This is a genomic window from Paenibacillus cremeus (assembly GCF_007786445.1).
GTDB classification, from domain to species: Bacteria; Bacillota; Bacilli; order Paenibacillales; family NBRC-103111; genus Paenibacillus_G; species Paenibacillus_G cremeus.
Window position 1 is genome coordinate 1 of sequence record NZ_VNJI01000014.1, and the last position, 17536, is coordinate 17536.

At 52.9% G+C, this 17536-nt stretch carries 12 protein-coding genes, 10 tRNA genes and 2 rRNA genes; 21 read left to right on the plus strand and 3 right to left on the minus strand.

Annotated elements, in window-relative coordinates; translation table 11 throughout:
• The 16 genes from FPZ49_RS13015 to FPZ49_RS13090 all read left to right on the plus strand — a co-directional run.
• A 23S ribosomal RNA gene (locus FPZ49_RS13015) occupies window positions 1-113 on the plus strand; the annotation flags it as partial.
• Between the two features lie 60 nt (window positions 114-173).
• A 5S ribosomal RNA gene (gene rrf, locus FPZ49_RS13020) occupies window positions 174-290 on the plus strand.
• Between the two features lie 50 nt (window positions 291-340).
• Window positions 341-414: transfer RNA gene (locus tag FPZ49_RS13025), tRNA-Ile, on the plus strand.
• A 12-nt stretch (window positions 415-426) separates the two neighbouring features.
• Window positions 427-498, plus strand: a tRNA-Glu gene (locus FPZ49_RS13030).
• A 117-nt stretch (window positions 499-615) separates the two neighbouring features.
• A tRNA-Val gene (locus FPZ49_RS13035) sits at window positions 616-691 on the plus strand.
• 9 nt (window positions 692-700) lie between these two features.
• Window positions 701-771 (plus strand) — tRNA-Trp (locus FPZ49_RS13040).
• Window positions 772-775: 4 nt separating this feature from the next.
• A tRNA-His gene (locus tag FPZ49_RS13045) sits at window positions 776-851 on the plus strand.
• A gap of 13 nt (window positions 852-864) precedes the next feature.
• A tRNA-Gln gene (locus tag FPZ49_RS13050) sits at window positions 865-936 on the plus strand.
• Between the two features lie 11 nt (window positions 937-947).
• Window positions 948-1020: transfer RNA gene (locus FPZ49_RS13055), tRNA-Lys, on the plus strand.
• A 12-nt stretch (window positions 1021-1032) separates the two neighbouring features.
• Window positions 1033-1116, plus strand: a tRNA-Leu gene (locus FPZ49_RS13060).
• Between the two features lie 9 nt (window positions 1117-1125).
• Window positions 1126-1200, plus strand: a tRNA-Gly gene (locus tag FPZ49_RS13065).
• Between the two features lie 8 nt (window positions 1201-1208).
• A tRNA-Arg gene (locus FPZ49_RS13070) sits at window positions 1209-1285 on the plus strand.
• 326 nt (window positions 1286-1611) lie between these two features.
• The gene (locus tag FPZ49_RS13075; protein WP_144847325.1) at window positions 1612-2397 is read left to right on the plus strand and encodes a hypothetical protein; all 786 of its coding nucleotides are present in this window, start codon (window positions 1612-1614) and stop codon (window positions 2395-2397) included.
• Between the two features lie 20 nt (window positions 2398-2417).
• Window positions 2418-2819 carry a hypothetical protein gene (locus FPZ49_RS13080; RefSeq protein WP_144847327.1) on the plus strand — a complete coding sequence of 134 codons (402 nt, stop codon included), beginning with the start codon at window positions 2418-2420 and terminating at the stop codon, window positions 2817-2819.
• On the plus strand, window positions 2797-3456 hold the full coding sequence (locus FPZ49_RS13085) for a PspA/IM30 family protein (RefSeq protein ID WP_186445802.1): 660 nt from the start codon (window positions 2797-2799) through the stop codon (window positions 3454-3456). The genes FPZ49_RS13080 and FPZ49_RS13085 overlap by 23 nt, the downstream gene beginning before the upstream one ends.
• A gap of 242 nt (window positions 3457-3698) precedes the next feature.
• Window positions 3699-4400 (plus strand): PadR family transcriptional regulator, encoded by a 702-nt coding sequence (locus FPZ49_RS13090; RefSeq protein WP_144847330.1) that lies wholly within the window; start codon window positions 3699-3701, stop codon window positions 4398-4400.
• 86 nt (window positions 4401-4486) lie between these two features.
• On the opposite strand, the gene FPZ49_RS37255 is transcribed toward FPZ49_RS13090, so the two are convergent.
• On the minus strand, window positions 4487-4831 hold the full coding sequence (locus FPZ49_RS37255) for an ATP-binding protein (protein ID WP_449289941.1): 345 nt from the start codon (window positions 4829-4831) through the stop codon (window positions 4487-4489).
• Between the two features lie 129 nt (window positions 4832-4960).
• Window positions 4961-6610, minus strand: coding sequence for a PhoX family protein (locus tag FPZ49_RS13100; RefSeq protein ID WP_144847332.1), 1650 nt, complete (start codon window positions 6608-6610; stop codon window positions 4961-4963).
• Window positions 6611-6737: 127 nt separating this feature from the next.
• Between FPZ49_RS13100 and FPZ49_RS37265 the strand changes: the two genes are divergently transcribed.
• The 4 genes from FPZ49_RS37265 to FPZ49_RS13120 all read left to right on the plus strand — a co-directional run bounded on the left by FPZ49_RS37265 (window position 6738) and on the right by FPZ49_RS13120 (window position 14959).
• Entirely contained in the window at window positions 6738-7745 is a 1008-nt protein-coding gene (locus tag FPZ49_RS37265) for a phage tail protein (protein ID WP_315899172.1), read from the plus strand.
• 11 nt (window positions 7746-7756) lie between these two features.
• The gene (locus FPZ49_RS13110; protein ID WP_144847333.1) at window positions 7757-8287 is read left to right on the plus strand and encodes a phage tail protein; all 531 of its coding nucleotides are present in this window, start codon (window positions 7757-7759) and stop codon (window positions 8285-8287) included.
• A 48-nt stretch (window positions 8288-8335) separates the two neighbouring features.
• Window positions 8336-13981, plus strand: coding sequence for a cadherin-like beta sandwich domain-containing protein (locus FPZ49_RS13115; RefSeq protein ID WP_144847335.1), 5646 nt, complete (start codon window positions 8336-8338; stop codon window positions 13979-13981).
• Between the two features lie 102 nt (window positions 13982-14083).
• A complete protein-coding gene (locus tag FPZ49_RS13120) occupies window positions 14084-14959 on the plus strand; it encodes a polysaccharide lyase family 7 protein (RefSeq protein ID WP_186445803.1) in 876 nt (291 codons plus the stop codon).
• Window positions 14960-15077: 118 nt separating this feature from the next.
• On the opposite strand, the gene FPZ49_RS13125 is transcribed toward FPZ49_RS13120, so the two are convergent.
• Window positions 15078-16424, minus strand: coding sequence for an arsenic transporter (locus tag FPZ49_RS13125; RefSeq protein ID WP_144847544.1), 1347 nt, complete (start codon window positions 16422-16424; stop codon window positions 15078-15080).
• A gap of 610 nt (window positions 16425-17034) precedes the next feature.
• Here FPZ49_RS13125 and FPZ49_RS13130 point away from each other — a divergent pair.
• Entirely contained in the window at window positions 17035-17430 is a 396-nt protein-coding gene (locus FPZ49_RS13130; protein ID WP_144847339.1) for a hypothetical protein, read from the plus strand.
• Window positions 17431-17536 lie beyond the last annotated feature (106 nt).

Here is a 17536-nt window from a genome sequence, read left to right on the forward strand (position 1 = left end):
TGAGATTTCCCAGTATGTAAGACCCCTTGTAGACGACGAGGTAGATAGGTTCGGGGTGGAAGCGCGGCAACGTGTGGAGCTGACGAATACTAATCGGTCGAGGGCTTATCCAAAACGATTCAGTGAGCTTTGTTTCGAATCCAGTTTTCAGGGTGCAAATCCTGAACAATCCGTTTGGTGATGATGGCGGAAGGGAACCACGCGTACCCATCCCGAACACGACCGTTAAGCCTTCCAGCGTCGATGGTACTTGGACCGCAGGGTCCTGGGAGAGTAGAACGTCGCCAAGCAACTGAGGAGCCCACCTGGGGTGGGCTTTTTATTTTTTTCAAATCATCAAGGGCCTTTAGCTCAGCTGGTTAGAGCGCACCCCTGATAAGGGTGAGGTCGGTGGTTCGAGTCCACTAAGGCCCAGTTTAATAACAAGGCCCGTTGGTCAAGGGGTTAAGACACCTCCCTTTCACGGAGGTAACAGGGGTTCGAATCCCCTACGGGTCATATATGGTAAGTAGGGGATGAGAAACTGAAGGGTTCGTCGGAGCTAAGCTTCGATAGGGTACGCCTCGCAGTCTCGAAGTGAAACGAAGAGTACCCCTACGGGTCACCATTTCCCATGGAGGCTTAGCTCAGCTGGGAGAGCATCTGCCTTACAAGCAGAGGGTCGGCGGTTCGATCCCGTCAGCCTCCACCACTTTTCTATAGGGGCATAGTTTAAAGGTAGAACAAAGGTCTCCAAAACCTTTGGTGTGGGTTCGATTCCTGCTGCCCCTGCTCGGCGGTCGTGGCGAAGGGGTTAACGCACTGGTCTGTGGCTCCAGCATTCGTGGGTTCAAGTCCCATCGATCGCCCCATTACACAATCCGTTGGGGATTAGCCAAGCGGTAAGGCAACGGACTTTGACTCCGTCATGCCTAGGTTCGAATCCTAGATCCCCAGTTTTCTTGCATGAGCCATTAGCTCAGTTGGTAGAGCACCTGACTTTTAATCAGGGTGTCGTAGGTTCGAGTCCTACATGGCTCACATGTTTTATATGCGTTCGTGGCGGAATTGGCAGACGCGCTAGATTCAGGTTCTAGTGGGGTAACAGCCGTGGAGGTTCGAGTCCTCTCGAGCGCATAGCGTTAAGCGGAAGTGGCTCAGCGGTAGAGCATCGCCTTGCCAAGGCGAGGGTCGCGGGTTCGATTCCCGTCTTCCGCTCCATATTTTTTGTGCCCTTAGCTCAGCCGGATAGAGCGTTTGACTACGAATCAAAAGGTCGGGAGTTCGAATCTCTCAGGGCACGCCATTAAGACATCTTCGAATTACCAAGTGAACTGAGCTAGATTTGCACGGTAGAGTTCGTCGGAGCATAAGCTTCGGAAGGATTGCATCGCAGTCGGTCGTCAGACCGCATCTCTCAGGGTACGTAATAAAAGAAAATTCCAAGCCTTAGCATCACCGTTCAGTGGACGGTATGGTGCTAAGGCTTTTTTCATGCTGTCCTGCTTGCTTTCAGTTCATTTTAATGGAAACTTAATCCTCTCTTCAGATATCCGTCACGGAGGTTTCAGAAACGTGCTGTAAAGTACTAGGTGTAGGACAAATACAGAGAACAGGAATGGAGAGAAGAATATGAAAATGAAAATGATGAACAAGAAAATTTTGACGGGTACATTGGCAGCAAGCGTATTGCTTGGAAGTGGGCTAACTGGAGCCCTTTATAATAAAGCTTTTGCAGCGACGGATGGGACAAGCTCATCGGCTGCTGTAACGACAGCGGCTGACACAGCTGCACCGGGGGACGGACAAGGCCACCATGGCCAACGCGGCCAACGCGGCGGCGGCCACGATGGTTTCCGAGTCCTCAACGTCGAGAAGGAGACGGCATCCATTCTGGGAATCGATGAAACGACCCTTCGCGATCAGCAGAAGCAAGGCCAAACGCTGGTTCAAATCGCGCAGGACAAAGGAGTAACGGAAGACGTGCTCCTGCAAGAGCTGACTACTGCCGCAACCGACACAATTAATGCAGCTGTAACAGCCGGCTCTCTGACACAGACTCAAGCCGACCAACAAACATCCGGTTTGGCGGATCGCTTGAAGCAGCAAGTGGAAGGACAGGGGTTTGGCCATAACGAAGGCCAGGGACACGGCAAGATGGAGCGCGGACGTTTCGGTACCTTTGCCGATCCGGAGGCCATGGCCCAAATCCTTGGGATGACGCAGGCGGAGCTGAATACCGAGCTACAAGCAGGCAAATCCCTGGCCGAGGTTGCTGAAGCCAAAGGCATTGCCAAAGACGAGCTGATCGCCAAAATCAAGGACAGCCTGACAGACAAGTTAACCAATTTCATCGATAAAAAAGAAACTAAAGATAAAGCAGCTGCGACCAACTCCAGCGATACTTCAGCGAACTAAGTCGGAAAGGGGCATGCACTATGAAACAGCGCAGCTTTTGGAAGAGCGCAATAGCCCTTGTGGGAGCAGGAATTCTCGCATCCACGGTGTTTAGAATCACCTCTTCCATCCATCATCCTGAATTCCCAGGAAGAAGGTTGGAGCCTGTACGGGCACTCCACGGGCAATGGGGACGCGGTGGCGGACCTGGCGAGTTTCATCACGGCTTTGCATGGATGCCGGGTTTGTTCCTTCTGGCAGCCATTGTGATAGCCGGCTATGTATACATTAAATATAGAAGTCATCGGAAGCCAAGCTACGAGGCCGTAGTTATGGAAGCACCATATACATCAACAGTGACACGTCGAGTGGATTATCTAGATGAATGGGAAAAACAAGTACAGCGGGAGGAAGTTAACCATGGGCATTCTAAAACGAATTAAGCAAATTGCGGCAGCGGACCTGAACAAATATTTGGATAGCTTTGAGGATCCCATCAGCATGGTTAACCAGTATATGCGGGAAATCGAGGAGCAGCTGGACAAAGCCAAGGCGGCGCTGGCGGGCCGGCTCGTTGTGGAAAAAAGCTACGAGGTGCTCGTCGAGCAAACGAAGGAGGTGATCGGAAAACGGACTCGCCAAGCCAATCTGGCTGTGGATCGCGGGGAAGAGGAGATCGCACTCCTAGCTCTTCAAGAAAAAATTATTCATGAGGAAAAACTGCAGGTGTACCTCGAGCAGCTGGCGACCGTGAAGCAGCAAACGGCGGCGCTGAGTGAGGAATTGAACAAGCTGACGGATATCTGCAATGAGCTGCAAACCAGAAGGCAGTTTCTACTATCTCGAACGAACGCTGCCGAAGCCATACAAAGAACAGTTAGAGTGCAAAATACGTACAATTCGGAGTCGATTCTGAGAGGCTTTGCGCGAATGGAGGAAAAGGTTTGGCGTATGGAAACTGGAGCGCAAGCGAGTAGAGAGGTATCACGGCTAGCGAGGCCTGATGGACTTGGTATTGGTTTAGTGAGTCAAGCCGCATTCAGTGAGCTTGAGAGGCTGAAGGCAGAAAGGAACGTTTGACACACCCACCTCAGTAAGCCGATGCTAATCGGATTGTGGAGTTGACCAGACCTCGCCGGAGACGCGTGGCCCCCATATAGGGGAGCCCGCGTCTTTTTCATATTGAAGTGCAGTACCTGGATACTGTTTATCCACATAGCAGCGATTTCTAAAAAAATGAAAAAAGACTATTTACACAATACGATATATCGTATTAGAATGAAGATGCAACAATAACGATATATCGTATTGGAGGCGAGCATATGAAATTTGATCACCATTGGAAGAGCCATCAAGGCTGGCGGGGCTTTAGCAGGGCAGGGGACTTGGAGGAACGATTCTCGAGGCACCACCGTGGAGGGGGACCGCACGGCCCCGGCGGAAGAGGGGAAGGGAGACGCCGTTTTTTTGAGCGCGGGGAATTTAAATTCGCACTTCTGGAGCTTCTTGCCACTGCACCGATGCACGGATATCAGCTGATCAAAGCAATGGAGGAGAGAACGGGAGGCTTGTATACGCCTAGCGCCGGTTCGATTTATCCTAATCTGCAGCTGCTGGAGGATATGAGCTATATAGGCTCGTCTGAAGCCGATGGGAAGAAGCTGTACCATATTACTGAACAGGGCATCCAATATCTTCGCCAGAGCGGCAAGACGGACCAGAAACAGCCCGAGAAGCTTTGGGACCGGCGCGGCGGCCGATACAAGCTGTTCGAGAAGCAGGGGAAGCACGAACTGCGGGAGCTCATGAAGGAGTGGTCTGGAGTTATTTCTCTGATGGCTTCGGCGGCAAGAGGGGCGCAGGAGGACAAGACCGGGGCAAAGGCGGAGAGGTTCCAAGACTTGATGGTCTCGTTTCAAACTCAGCTGAACGAATTTCTTGCGTCGGATGCCGACAAGTTTGCCAAAGAAGCGGATCCCGATCCATCTTCCTCAACGGAGGATGATCAGCAGGAGAAGGAATGAAACCGAAGGCAGCAGACATAATAACAAAAAGCGGCAAGCAGGGATGAAAGAATATCCTAGCTTTGCCGCTATTTTTTATCGTTCGTTCAGCTGCATGGTAAAGGTCGTTTTTTCATCGGGTACGCTCTTTGCGTAGATTTTCCCTTGGTGCTGTTACACAATCGACTTCGCAATGGCGAGCCCCAGACCATAGCCGCCGTTCTGGCGCGAGCGCGAGGAATCGATCCGGTAGAAGCGGTCGAAGATTTTATCGAGATGTTCCTCCGGATCCCCGGGCCCGTATTGCTTACCGACAGCTGGATATGGTGATGCTGCCTCTTGAGCACCAGCTGGATCGAGCCCTTCGGATTCGAATATTTGATGGCATTGTCCAACAGGATCATGGCTACCTGCTTCAACGTTGGCTTAATCATTCTGACCGTTTCAGGCATTGCCTTATCGATCCAAACCTTAAGAGCACAAAGCCGAAGCAGGATAAGAAAAGCGGCTTAGTAAAAATAGGGTGATAAAGGAACAGCTGGTTCCTCTATCACCCTATTTTGCCTATGAAGCGCCCATCATTATAGCAACGACTGCGTAATCACAACTACCGCGGAGCGCGGGTCCCTCTTCCCGAAACGGTGCTGCCAGCTGCTGGTTGGGCTAGCTGTTCCAACGCCGGAAGCGCCCGGGTGGTTGACGGCCATGAAGACGGTCGCTTGATAATCCGTAAAGGAAAGTCCGCATAACGCCGCTTCCGTTGGTGCTGATGCGTATTGCTTGGTTTTTTGGGCGGAGCCCGTAGGATGGATGAGATAAAGTCCGTTGTTCTTGAATTCCGACCAAGCGCCTGTGTTCAACCGTTCAGGAGAAATATCCGAGCCGACCCAGAGGTTGCCGTTATTGTCGATGGTCAGGCTGCCTGGCGAGCTGAAGCCGCTTTGGCGCCCGCCCGCAATGAACGTTTCCGACGTGAAAGTATCCCCGGAGCTTTCCTTCAAGCGGATGATTTGGCCGTGAAGATTGCCGCGATTATCGTTTTGGGTACAAGCGACGAACACGCTGCGATCCCTCGGATGAACAGTAAGCTCAGCTGGACGATCACACGGCGTGGCTCCGACAATCAGTGCCGCTTCACTGGCGGACGCCAGAACATCGCTTTGGGATTGAAACTGCTCCAGCAGCGTTTCTTTGGATTTATACAGGCTCTCCGGCGCTTGGTAGGTGATGCGCTTCAGCTGATTCCGCACATTGTCCAAGGATAGCTCGATCCAGCGGCCTTGGATAAAGTCAGCGGCGTACAGCGTGCCCTCGCTCAAAAGCTCACTCGTCTGAGTATCGCCAGCTTCCGTCCACTTGCCTGCGCTGACGTACTTGTAAATGAAGCCCTCCGGCGAATCTTCTCCCATATAGACAACGACCCGATTGTCGCTGCTCAGGGTCATGGCTGCGCTGCCGTGATGGAATCGTCCGAGCGCGGTATGCTTAACCGGCTTGCGGCGCTTATTGAACGGATCCACCTCGACGATCCACCCATAATGGGACAATGCGAGACCAGCGTCGCGGCTGGCGGCCTCGAACTGATTTTCGCCGGTTAGCTGGGTGTTCCATAAGGTTTTAGCCCCGCCTCGATTCGCTAATGTACCTTGGACCAGGGTTGCGCCGTTTACAGCCGAGGTGCCGCGAACCGGACCAGACAGCTCGATTGGTGTTAATCCGGAGACGCGATAAGCGAGGGTAGAGTCGGTCGCGAGCTTCCACTGGCCGAACGCATCCTTCTTCAGATGAAGCACCGAGCCGCCTTGCTCGTAAAGCAGCTGCTTTTGCTGCTCCCATGCCACGGCTTCCGACCGGTCTACCATCCAAGAATATTGGGCGAATTCGTGGTTGACCCAGAGCAGAGCTTCAGAGTCAGACCCCGGAATCGGGAAAAAGGACGTGTAGCTGCTGTTCATCCCCAGCGTATCGCCCGATGCATTGATCGTGTCGCCATACGCGGCCAGAACGGAATAAGCCAATCCGCCAGCCAAAAGCAATTGATCCGCATCGTCCGCGGTGTGCTTGGTCGGGTTGAAGGTCTCGGGCAGTTGATCGTATGTATTGAGCTCGGTGGCCTCGCTTGCCCGGGAGCTAAGAGAGCCTAGGCCGGAGTACGCAGCAGCCAGGGAAGCGAAGCCGGTTCCCAGGTATTTCAAGAAATGTCGACGCGACACATGTTTATTCAATTCCATCTCACGTTCTCCTCCGAAAGTTAGACACTATGCTACTAAAGATACCATATATTTCGAAGATTTGAATGCGGTTTACAAATAATTTTGCTAGAATTGTAGGTAACTAGAATTCCTTGGAGGTAACGTGATGGGTACACCTTTTATAGGCGAAGTTCGGATGTTTGCGGGTAATTTTCCTCCGGCAGGATGGGCGCTTTGCAATGGTCAGATCATGCCTATTAGTGAAAATGATACGTTGTTTAACTTAATTGGTACGACTTATGGTGGTGATGGTCAGGAGACGTTTGCATTGCCTAATTTGCAGAGCCGGATTCCATTGCATCAAGGAAACGGATTTACTTTAGCAGAGACGGGCGGAGCAGAAAGTGTCACGCTGACGGTGAGTCAAATCCCTGCCCATGCGCATGCTGCGGGCGTATCCTCCAAATTCGGCAGTACGAACAGTCCTGACAGCACGGTGATGGCGCGGTCGACCCTGAATCAGTTCACGGATGGGTCCGTGACGAAAAGTGCCATGGGAGCGACCACTTTTGTAGGTTCCTCGGGTGGGAGCCAGCCGCATGATAATATGCAGCCTTATTTGACGATTAACTACATTATTAGTTTGTATGGGATATTTCCTTCACAATCCGGCGGTGATCCAACCAATCCGTTTATTTCGGAGGTTCGCTGGATTGCCTTTAATTTTGCCCCAGGTGGAAATGCGTTTTGCAATGGACAGCTGTTGCCGATTGCCCAAAATCAAGCTTTATTCTCGCTGCTCGGCACCACTTATGGGGGAGATGGCCGGGTGAATTTTGCCCTCCCGGATTTAAGAGGCAGAGTACCGATTCATCAAGGTAATGGACATACCTTGGGGGAAAGAGGCGGAGAGCAAGGGCACACGCTAAGTATTAGTGAGCTGCCGGCGCATACGCACTCCCTTGGCGCCAGTAACAGTGTGGCCGGCTCCAATGCGGCCGTAAACAACACCTTTGGGGTGACCGCTACCAGCTCGTATGCTTTCGTACCGGATAACGCATCGGATACCGTGACCACTAATGTCGGTGGCAATCAAGCGCATTTGAACATGCAGCCTTATTTATGTCTGAACGCTATTATTGCTTTGGTGGGAGTATTCCCAAGTCAGAATTAAGGAGAGATACGATGTCTAGCGAACCGTTTGTTGGGGAGATTTGCCTATTTCCATTTTATTTTGCGCCCAGAGGGTGGGCTACTTGTGACGGACAGCTTCTCCCTATTGCGCAGAACACGGCGTTGTTCTCCCTGCTGGGGACTTATTACGGAGGGGATGGCCGAAGCACATTTGCTCTTCCCAATTTGAATGGCAAAGTGCCGCTGCAAGCCGGACAAGGTCCGGGGCTGTCCCAGTACGACCTTGGTCAGGAAGGCGGCTCGGATTACGTCACCTTGCTTCCTACAGAGATTCCTGCTCACAATCACACGCTTCAATACGGACAAGCTGCAGGCTCGCAAGAGTCGCCCGCAGGTCAAATTTGGAAGGATACACCCGGACGTCGCAGCGGCTTCGCCTATTCGAGTTTGCCGAATAATGTGGTTATGGGGGCACAAGCTATTGCACCGGCAGGCGGCGGACAGCCGCATAACAACATGCAGCCTTACTTGACGCTGAATTTTTGTATCGCGCTGCAAGGGATTTTTCCACCGCGCGGTTAAAGCATGAGTTAGAAGCGGTTTTCGATGAGTCGGAGAGGAGCCTGAGATGTGAGTGGCTGGCGGGATAGTTGGGGACAGTCGTTTTGGAAGTACAGGCGTTGGGAAGCAAGATTTATTTTGTTAGGGCTGTTCATCGTAGCCGGCGTTTGTTTTGGGTTTGTAGGTTCGGTACATGCGGCAGCATTCTCTGTAAATACGAACGCAGATACGGTGGATAGCAGTCCCGGCGACGGGATTTGTGCTGACAGTTCAGGGAAGTGTTCGCTTCGAGCGGCTGTAATGGAGGCGAATGCGGCAGCGAGCTCAGACGATATTAGCATTCCTTCAGGTACATATACTTTAACAGCGGGCGAATTGCAGATTACGAACCCAGTCAGACTGTTAGGTACCAACCAGTCGAATACGATTATCCAAGCGGCAAGCACACCGGATACGGCCGCGTCCCGAGTGTTTAATATTAATTCGACACTGGGCGCGGGATTCGATGTTACGATCCAGGGGCTAACGATTCGTTACGGTAAGGTGTCCGCGGACGCGAACGGCTTTGGCGGCGGAGGCATCGGCGCTGATGTCGGGAACAAAACGCTGACCATCAGAGATTCGATTATTGACAATAACGTCGCTTCAGGAGAAGGCTACGGCGGCGGACTGTATGTTTCAGGTACGTCTGCGGGAAGTGTGGTCCTGTCGAATGTGACGGTTAGCAATAACAAAGCAGGACAGTCGGGGATGTCCAGCTACGGCGCCCGAGGCGGGGGCATTTACCTGGAAGGGGACATGACCTTGAGCATGACGCAGCTAAACGTGACGAACAACGCTTCCTACGGGCAAGGCGGAGGAATGGCGATTGTATCCGCTACGGCATCATCGCGTTCGGTTGCAATCAGCTCCAGCTCTTTTACCGGCAACCATGCTTATAGTTCGGGAAGCACCCCTAATAAGGGGCCAGAGGGGCGCGCTGGGGGATTGTACTTGGGCTCGCCTGCGGTCATTACGGGCACCGACTTCACTGGCAATACCGCAGATGGGGACGGGGGCGGCTTGGTGCTCGACTATTTTGCCGGCACGGTGGGATTAACGAATGTTACGGTGACAGGTAACACGGCTGCGCGAGGCGGTGGGCTGTTCGTTAATGCGAATAAGGCGCCGAGCATCACGGGCACTACTTCATTCTCTGGAAATACGGGCGGCGATGTGGCGGCCAATCCGGAGAGCTCGGATCTGAAGGTTACGATTGCTCCAGCGGCTGCTCCGAACGGGACGTTCGCGCAAGGCAAGACAGGAGCGCACTACTCGGTGACCGTGCGAAATAATGGCACCCTCAAGACGAGCGGCACGGTCACGGCCACGGTGACGCTGCCGGCGGGGCTCACCGCTACGAATATGACGGGAACCGGATGGAGCTGTACAGTAGCGAGTTTGACTTGTACAAGTTCGGACGTCCGGAATGGACAGAGCGATTTTCCTGTTATTGATGTGACGGTCAACGTTGCGCCGGGTACATCTCGCACGGTGACGAGCACCGCTCAGGTATCTGGGGGCAATGAGCTCGATTTCAGCAACGATACCGGAACGCATACTACGACGGTTCTAAGCAATGATGCTACGTTAAAGGGGCTAGCTGCTTCGAGTGTGACGCTAAACGAACCGTTTGCAGCAGGGACATTGGATTATACGGCGAATGTGCTGTATGCCGTGAGCTCCATTACGGTCACACCGACGGTTAATGAGTCTCATGCTACGGTGAAAGTGAACACCAGCAATGTGAATAGCGGTCAAGCGAGCGGGGCCATCAATCTGGCGGTTGGCAGTACGAATGTCATTAGCGTGGTGGCGACGGCGGAAGACGGTACCACGACGATGAATTATACCATCACGGTGACCCGAGCGCCCAAATCGACGAATGCGAATTTGAGCGACTTGAAGGTCGACGGGGTGAGCATCGGAGGCTTTGCGCCTAACACGACATCGTATACCCTGAATGTACCGAACTCGAAGACAACGATGGCGGTGACGGGTACGAAGGCGGATGCGACGGCGACTGTGGTTGTGGCGGGTGACGGCAGCCTGGCGGTCGGCACCAACACGATCACTGTCACGGTGACGGCTGAGGATGCGACGGTCGTGAAAACCTACACCGTGACGGTGGTGCGAGCACCAAGCAGCAATGCGAACCTGAGCGATTTGAAGCTTAACGGTACAAGCGTGTCGGGTTTTGCCTCCGGCACATTGGATTACACGGTAAATGTGCCGAATGCGACGACCTCCGTCGCGGTGACTAGCACGAAAGAGGACGCGACAGCGACTGTGGCAGTGAACGGCGGCAGCAATTTAGCCGTTGGCGAGAATACGGTCACGGTCACTGTGACCGCACAGGATACGACGACGGTGAAGGTGTATACCGTGACCGTCGTGCGAGCGCCAAGCAGCAATGCGCTATTGAGCGACTTGCAGGTCGACGGGACAAGCATAGCCGGCTTCACGCCTGGCACGGTTAGCTATTCGGTGTATGTGCCGAATGCGACGACTTCCGTCGTCGTAACGGGACTGAAGGCGGATGCGACAGCAAATGTAGCGGTGACCGGTGGAAGCAGCTTGGCCGTCGGCCAAAATACGGTTACTGTCAAAGTGACAGCCGAGGATACGACTACGGTCGTCAACTACACCGTGACGATCGTCCGAGCGCCAAGCAGCAATGCGTTCTTGAGCGACCTGAAGGTCGACGGGACGAGCATCGCGGGCTTTGCTTCAAACACGGTCAGCTACTCGGTATATGTGCCGAATGCGACAACCTCCGTCGTGGTGACGGGACTCCAAGCGGATGCGACGGCGAATGTGGTGGTGACGGGCGGCAGTAATCTGGCCGTCGGCAACAACACGGTCACCGTCACGGTCACGGCTGAAGACAGCACAACCACGCTGAGCTACACAATTACGGTCCGCAGACAGGCCGCGGATCCGACCTTAAATGCACTGACGGTGAACGGAACCGGTGTAGCGGGCTTTGCACCAGGCACGCTGAGCTACACAGTGAGCGTGCCGAATGCTACCACCGCGATCACAGCTGTAGGGACGGCAGCAGATGCCAATGCTGCGGTAAGTGTGACCGGCGGCAGCAATCTAACCGTAGGCGATAACACAGTGACGGTGAAGGTGACGGCCGAAGATCCGTCCATTACCCAGACGTATACCCTTAAGGTGCACCGCATTTCCGCCAATGCAAATTTAAGCGACTTAAAGGTAAGCGGCACTAGCGTCGCAGGGTTTACACCAGGCACAGTCAGCTATGCGGTGTACGTGCCGAATGCCACGACCTCCGTCGTGGTAACGGGCACAACAGCGGATGCGAACGCCAGCCTTAGCGTGACAGGCGGCAGCAATCTCGTGGTCGGCAGCAATACGGTCACGGCCACCGTGACAGCGGAGGATACGACCACAGTGAAAGCCTACACCGTCACGGTCGTGCGAGCGGCCAGCAACAACGCCAGCTTAAGCGGCTTGAAGGTGGATGGGATCAGCGTGACTGGCTTTGCGCCAGGGACGCTCGGGTATACGGTGTACGTGCCGAATGCCACGACCTCCGTCGTGGTGACGGGCACGGCAGCGGATGTAACAGCCAGCCTAGTCGTCAACGGCGGCAGCAATCTTGTGGTCGGCAGCAATACGGCCACGGTGACGGTGACCGCGCAGGATGCCACGGTGCTGACCTACACGGTTAACGTGGTTCGGGCCGGCAGCAGCAACGTAGCCTTAAGCGGCTTGCTGCTGAACGGGACGAGCGTTCCGGGCTTTGCACCGGGCGTCCTGGATTACACAACGAGCGTCACGAACACGGTGTATAGCGTATCGGTGACCGCGAGCGTGTACGATCCGGCGTCAAGAATCAAAATTAACAACATCGACGTTCTGAGCGGACAAAGCCAAACGATTCTTTTGCAAGACGGACCGAATAAGATCACGGTTAAGGTGCTGGCTCAAGACCAAATCAGCGTGCAGGATTATGCAATCACGATTACGCGCTACAGTAGTGCCTCGCTGACCGGACTTGCGGTGGGCGGAGTCAATTTATCGCCATCGTTTAATGCGGGAACACTGAGCTATACCGGGACGGTCCCCTACGGCGTCAGTTCTGTGACGGTCACGGGCTCCGTATATGATCCTAACGCTTCGCTGCTGATCAATGGCGTGGCGGTGAGGGGCGGCGTACCTAGCTCGCCGATGAATTTGACCGTAGGCCTGAACACGATTCAGGTTGTCGTGACTCCGGCGTATGGTGCTCCATCGCAGCCGTACACGATTGTTTTGACCCGCCAACCTCAGCCAAGCTCGAGTTCGGGCGGCGGCGCTGGCGGCGGTTCCACTTCAGTCCTGTTGACGGTGGATGGGAATGGAAAAACCCTGCAGGTGGACGTGCAGCGAACGCTTACCCCGGACGGTAGAGTGATCGATAAAATGGTCATTACACCGGACATTGTCAAACCGCAAAGCGGTGGAGCAGGCAGCGAGCCAAATGCATGGACGCTGGTCATTCCGAAATTGCCGGCGGAAAGCACGGAGTTTAACGTCAACGTCCCTATGAATACGCTGCAGGTGTTAGCTGACAATGGCTTGACCCTTCGGATCGCCACCGACGATGTTCAAATTTCACTTGCCAAAGATGCGATCACGAAGGCGCTGGCCGCCCATGATGAAGTGTATTTCCGATTTGCCCCGATTCAAACGGATGCGGCATGGAAGGAAACCGAGAAGCGGGTCTTGACTGCGCAGCTCGTTACCAAGGCGGCGGCAGGCGGAGAAGTCACGGTTCTGGGAAGGCCTATGACGATTGAAACGAACGTCAAGAATCAGGAGACGAAGCTGAACTTCTCGCTCAAAGACATGAAGCTTCCATCGGATCCGAAGGAGCGGGCGAAGTTCTTGTCCTCGCTTCGCGTCTATGTAGAGCATAGCGATGGAGAGAAGGAATTGGTCAAGGGTGCGATCCGATACGATGCTCAGGATCAGCCGGTCAGCATTGAGATTGTTGTGACCAAATTCAGTACCTTCAGTATCGTCGAGATTCAGAAGAAGCCGATCGATACCTTGACGTATAAACGTTGGATCGACGGGTATCCGAATGGGACGTTTAAGCCGAATCAATCGATTACGCGGGCGGAAGCGGCAGCCATTTTTGTGAAGGCGTTAGAGCTGCCACAGCCGACGACGGAGGTAGAAAAGTTCAGTGACGTCTCGGAAGGCCACTGGGCGGAAGCGGTGATTCGCCAGGTGCAAAGCGCCGGCTTGCTGAGCGGCTATCCGGACGGTTCGTTTAAGCCGGATGCAGCGATCACAAGAGCGGAGCTTGCAGCGATTATCGCGCGCTTGAAGAAGCTCAGCACGGATGACAGCAGCGGTCGGGCATTTACGGACACGCAAGGCCATTGGGCCGAGGGTGCGATCCAGGCTGTGAAGGCAGCCGAATTGATGTCGGGCTACGAGGATGGTTCGTTCCGGCCGGATCAACCGGTGACACGCGCGGAAGCGGTGAAGGTGATCAATACGCTGCTCAAGCGTCCGACCCCAATGCTGGATAAGGACAGTTGGACCGACGTATCGAAGCAGGATTGGTTCTGGCTGGATGTCCAATCGGCCTCCTCGTCCTTCAGCCACACACGGTATACGGATGGCAGCAGTGATGCGGTAGTGATTCCGTAAAAATAAAGTCATGAAATCCTGCTATGCTCACGCTTAGCAGGATTTTTTACCACCGAGGAGGATATGATGACTCATTCTGTTCAGCGCAAAAGATCAAGCCTTATGGCAGCATTGGCAGTGACCCTGCTCTTAACGGCCGGCTGCTCGGCCTCGCAGCAGCCGGCTTCCGCCAAACCGGCCGCTACAACCACCCCAAGCGACAAAAGCGTGGCAGCAAGCACTCCTGCACCGGCTGCACCGACGGCCACCCCGGCACCAGCAAATCCGCCAAGCAGTCTGGATCGGAGCAAGCCTCCCGGAAGCAACATCGATTTATCACACTGGAAATTAACGCTGCCGCTCGAGAAAGCGACGGATATTTCCACGGCTGATTTAGTCAAAGGGTATTCCTCCGACTATTTCTATACGGATCCGCAGGACGGGGCGATGACATTTTGGTCCCCGGTAGTGGGCGGAAAGACGGCGAATACGGAGTATCCCCGATCGGAGCTTCGGGAGATGATGAACCCGTCTAGCAGTAAAGTCAACTGGACTTGGCAGGGGACACACATTGAGAATGCCAGAGAAATGGTAACCCAAGTACCTTCTTCGGGGCGGGTAGTGGTGATGCAAATTCACGGAATCACCACTGCCGGCGGGGACGCGGCGCCTCTGGTGAAAGTGGAATATGACGATAAGAAGAAAGCCATTGATTGTCTGGTGAAAAGCTCGTCCAAAACCGGCGACAAGGATATCCATTACACGTTTAACGGCTATGATCTGAATAAGGCCTACGATGGACAGCTGAAAGTGGTGGACGGCGTGCTAAGCATGACGTTCAACGGCGTCACGAAAACGGTGAATTTTGTAGAGCAGGACCCAAATTGGAAGACATTAAATTTCTACTTTAAAGCCGGAGTCTATGTACAGGATAATCAAGGAGATAAAAATGAGGGCGGGCGCGTCAAAATTTACAAATTAGACGTCAGCCACTCCTAATGAGGAGGAAAAAAGAAACGGCTGGACAAACATCCAACCGTTTCATAGTAACCCTACATAAATTGTGATGTGCATTTCTATTTTGAACGGCCTTAACTCTAAGGTCGTTTTTTTGTGTTTAAAAAAGCCAGGACACCCAATAGGCCAGAATAGCTAAGGTGAAAATAACCGTAATCGGGATGACCGTCGAGGTTACTTTTAAGTAGTCGCCCCATGTAATTTTGACTTTCCCTTTCTTCAGAATGTGCATCCACATCAGCGTAGCCAAAGTCCCAATGGGTAAAAACAGCGAGCCGACATCGCTGCCAATGACGCTGGCCAGGTACGAAATTTTGAGCGTTAAGGGATCGAGTCCCATATTGGTCAAGGTTAACGTGCCGACCATTAGAGCCGGATGGTTATTGAACAGGTTCGACAAGATGGAAATCAGTGTGCCCATGACGACGCTCGCTTGAAGCAGATTGCTTGTGACAAGCGGCTGAACAGAGTGAATCAGCAGTTGCGTTAAGCCGATATTGTGCAGCCCATAAATAATTACATACATACCGAAGGCAAAAATGAGGATGTACCAAGGCGTTTTCCGCAGCATATCCGCGGGTGTGATTTTCAAATAGTACCAGCGCCAGAGCAGGAGGAACACCGAGCCGATGACCGCCATCAGTGGGACCGGAAAGTGAAAGTAGGAAGCGACGAACAGGCTGATACGGACGGCGAAGACGAAAATGAGGATGTTGCGCATAAGAGAGCCGCGTTTCTCTGGCGAGATCGGCATGGCCACTTCTTTTAACGGATGCTGTTCATTGCGCGGCGACACGTTCCAGGGTTTAACTGGGGGAAGCTTAGCGGGCAGGACGCTGCGGAAGTTGAGAAACAGCAGCCCCGAGAGGAGTGCAAGTCCCAGTATGGCCGGAACGAACATCATAGCTGTAAACATGTATAGGTCCATATGAACGATTTGGAGCGCGATCAGGTTAACGATGTTGCTGACGCCGATGGGGGCACTGGATGCGGTGGCAATCAGGGCTCCGGAAAGTAAGTATGGAATTTTTTGATGGTTTTTCAACCCTAAATTGCGCAAGAGCATCATGAGGATCGGTGTCGTGATCAAAATACTGCCGTCATTATTGACGAACAGCGTCATGAGAAAGCAGAACAGGTTCGTAAACCAGAATAAGCGGATTCCCGAACCTCGGGATTTTTCGAGCAGCTTCTCGGCCGCCCATTGGAAGAAGCCGAAGCTTTCGAGCACGATCGCCATGACGATCGTAGCAATGATGGTGATGGCCGCTCCGCCGATCGTCTCAGTGATGACGCCCAAATCGGCTAAGGAAACGCTGCCGCTAAGCAGCACGAACAGCGCGCCGACCGTTGCAGGGATGGCTTCATTCACATGCGACCGCCAGAAGATAAATGTGATGGTACATAAAAAGCTAAGAATGGTAATTGGCACCATTAAATCGTGCATGTGCATTTCTAGTCCCTCTCTTTCTTTCAGTCTAGTAATTCTTGCTAGCTTTCGATACCAAAAGATACCCATCCATGGCATGTACCCCTCCTTGACAGGTGTCTTCGATGTTCTGGTGCTTACAATATTTATACGCCCCGAGCCACTGGCATGTACTAGACTGTTCTCTATTTCTACCAATTTCAACTAATAGATATCCTTGACGTTTCTACCTCCGTGATAACTGTATGGCTGGTTTGGCGCAAATAAAAAAGCATGCGAATTAGTTCACCTAATTCACATGCTGAAGATAGAAGAGCTCCTGGTTTAAAAAGATGAGCTTGCAGTCAAAAAGGAAAACTTCCATCGAACCAATGCGATAGCTTGCTAGACTCTGATCGTTCAAATCAGGCAGAGGATTTCTGCGATTGGAAGCGGATTTAAAGCAAGGTGGCATTCATTATCTGTGCTAATGCTGCGGTTTGCTGTGATTCTCGCAAAATGCTGAAACCGGTGAACCATTTTTATATTTTTTTTACACCCCGCATTAGATTTCTTTACCCCCTTTTTACAGCGATCCGTATTAAGATTTCACTTGTACCGGTGGTCGAAGACATGGAGGGAAAAAGGAATGAGTGAATCGGAGGTCATACTGGTTTCGGCGCCGACGAAAGCGGGGGAACAGTTCATTCATCAATTAAAAGCAAGAGGGATGCCGTTCGCTGTTGTCACTAATAACAAGCAAGAGCAGCGGCGTTTCATGGAAGCGGGTGTGGGGCACATCATCCTGCTGGATACAACGGAGCCTGAGACCTGGGTTGTTCCCCAGTATCCGATCGGTAAAGTCTTTTTGTTTGAGAGCAGTTTACCGCTTAGCTGCCGCTACCTGCAAATCACGCGCCAATGGACATCCGATGCCGTCTATGTGATCACGTTACGTGACCACCCGAGGAAGATCTACAAGGGACTAGGAGCTGATTATGTCATCCCTTCGAGGACAGGGGATGTTTCGTATCTATTAAGTTAAGGAGGTCATCCGAAGGATGTTTAACGATTTTACCATGATTGTATTGTTCGTCTTATCTTTCTTAGTATTCTGGGGGTTTCTTAAGTTTTGTGAAAAAGCCTAGGGA

Bases quoted from the DNA above. Each gene is read 5' to 3' on its own strand.
- FPZ49_RS13120 (WP_186445803.1), top strand. From the start codon at position 14,084: ATGGCAGCATTGGCAGTGACCCTGCTCTTAACGGCCGGCTGCTCGGCC.
- FPZ49_RS37265 (WP_315899172.1), top strand. From the start codon at position 6,738: ATGGGTACACCTTTTATAGGCGAAGTTCGGATGTTTGCGGGTAATTTT.
- FPZ49_RS13085 (WP_186445802.1), top strand. From the start codon at position 2,797: ATGGGCATTCTAAAACGAATTAAGCAAATTGCGGCAGCGGACCTGAAC.
- FPZ49_RS13110 (WP_144847333.1), top strand. From the start codon at position 7,757: ATGTCTAGCGAACCGTTTGTTGGGGAGATTTGCCTATTTCCATTTTAT.
- FPZ49_RS13130 (WP_144847339.1), top strand. From the start codon at position 17,035: ATGAGTGAATCGGAGGTCATACTGGTTTCGGCGCCGACGAAAGCGGGG.
- FPZ49_RS37255 (WP_449289941.1), bottom strand. From the start codon at position 4,831: ATGCCTGAAACGGTCAGAATGATTAAGCCAACGTTGAAGCAGGTAGCC.
- FPZ49_RS13080 (WP_144847327.1), top strand. From the start codon at position 2,418: ATGAAACAGCGCAGCTTTTGGAAGAGCGCAATAGCCCTTGTGGGAGCA.
- FPZ49_RS13090 (WP_144847330.1), top strand. From the start codon at position 3,699: ATGAAATTTGATCACCATTGGAAGAGCCATCAAGGCTGGCGGGGCTTT.
- FPZ49_RS13100 (WP_144847332.1), bottom strand. From the start codon at position 6,610: ATGGAATTGAATAAACATGTGTCGCGTCGACATTTCTTGAAATACCTG.
- FPZ49_RS13075 (WP_144847325.1), top strand. From the start codon at position 1,612: ATGAAAATGAAAATGATGAACAAGAAAATTTTGACGGGTACATTGGCA.
- FPZ49_RS13125 (WP_144847544.1), bottom strand. From the start codon at position 16,424: ATGCACGATTTAATGGTGCCAATTACCATTCTTAGCTTTTTATGTACC.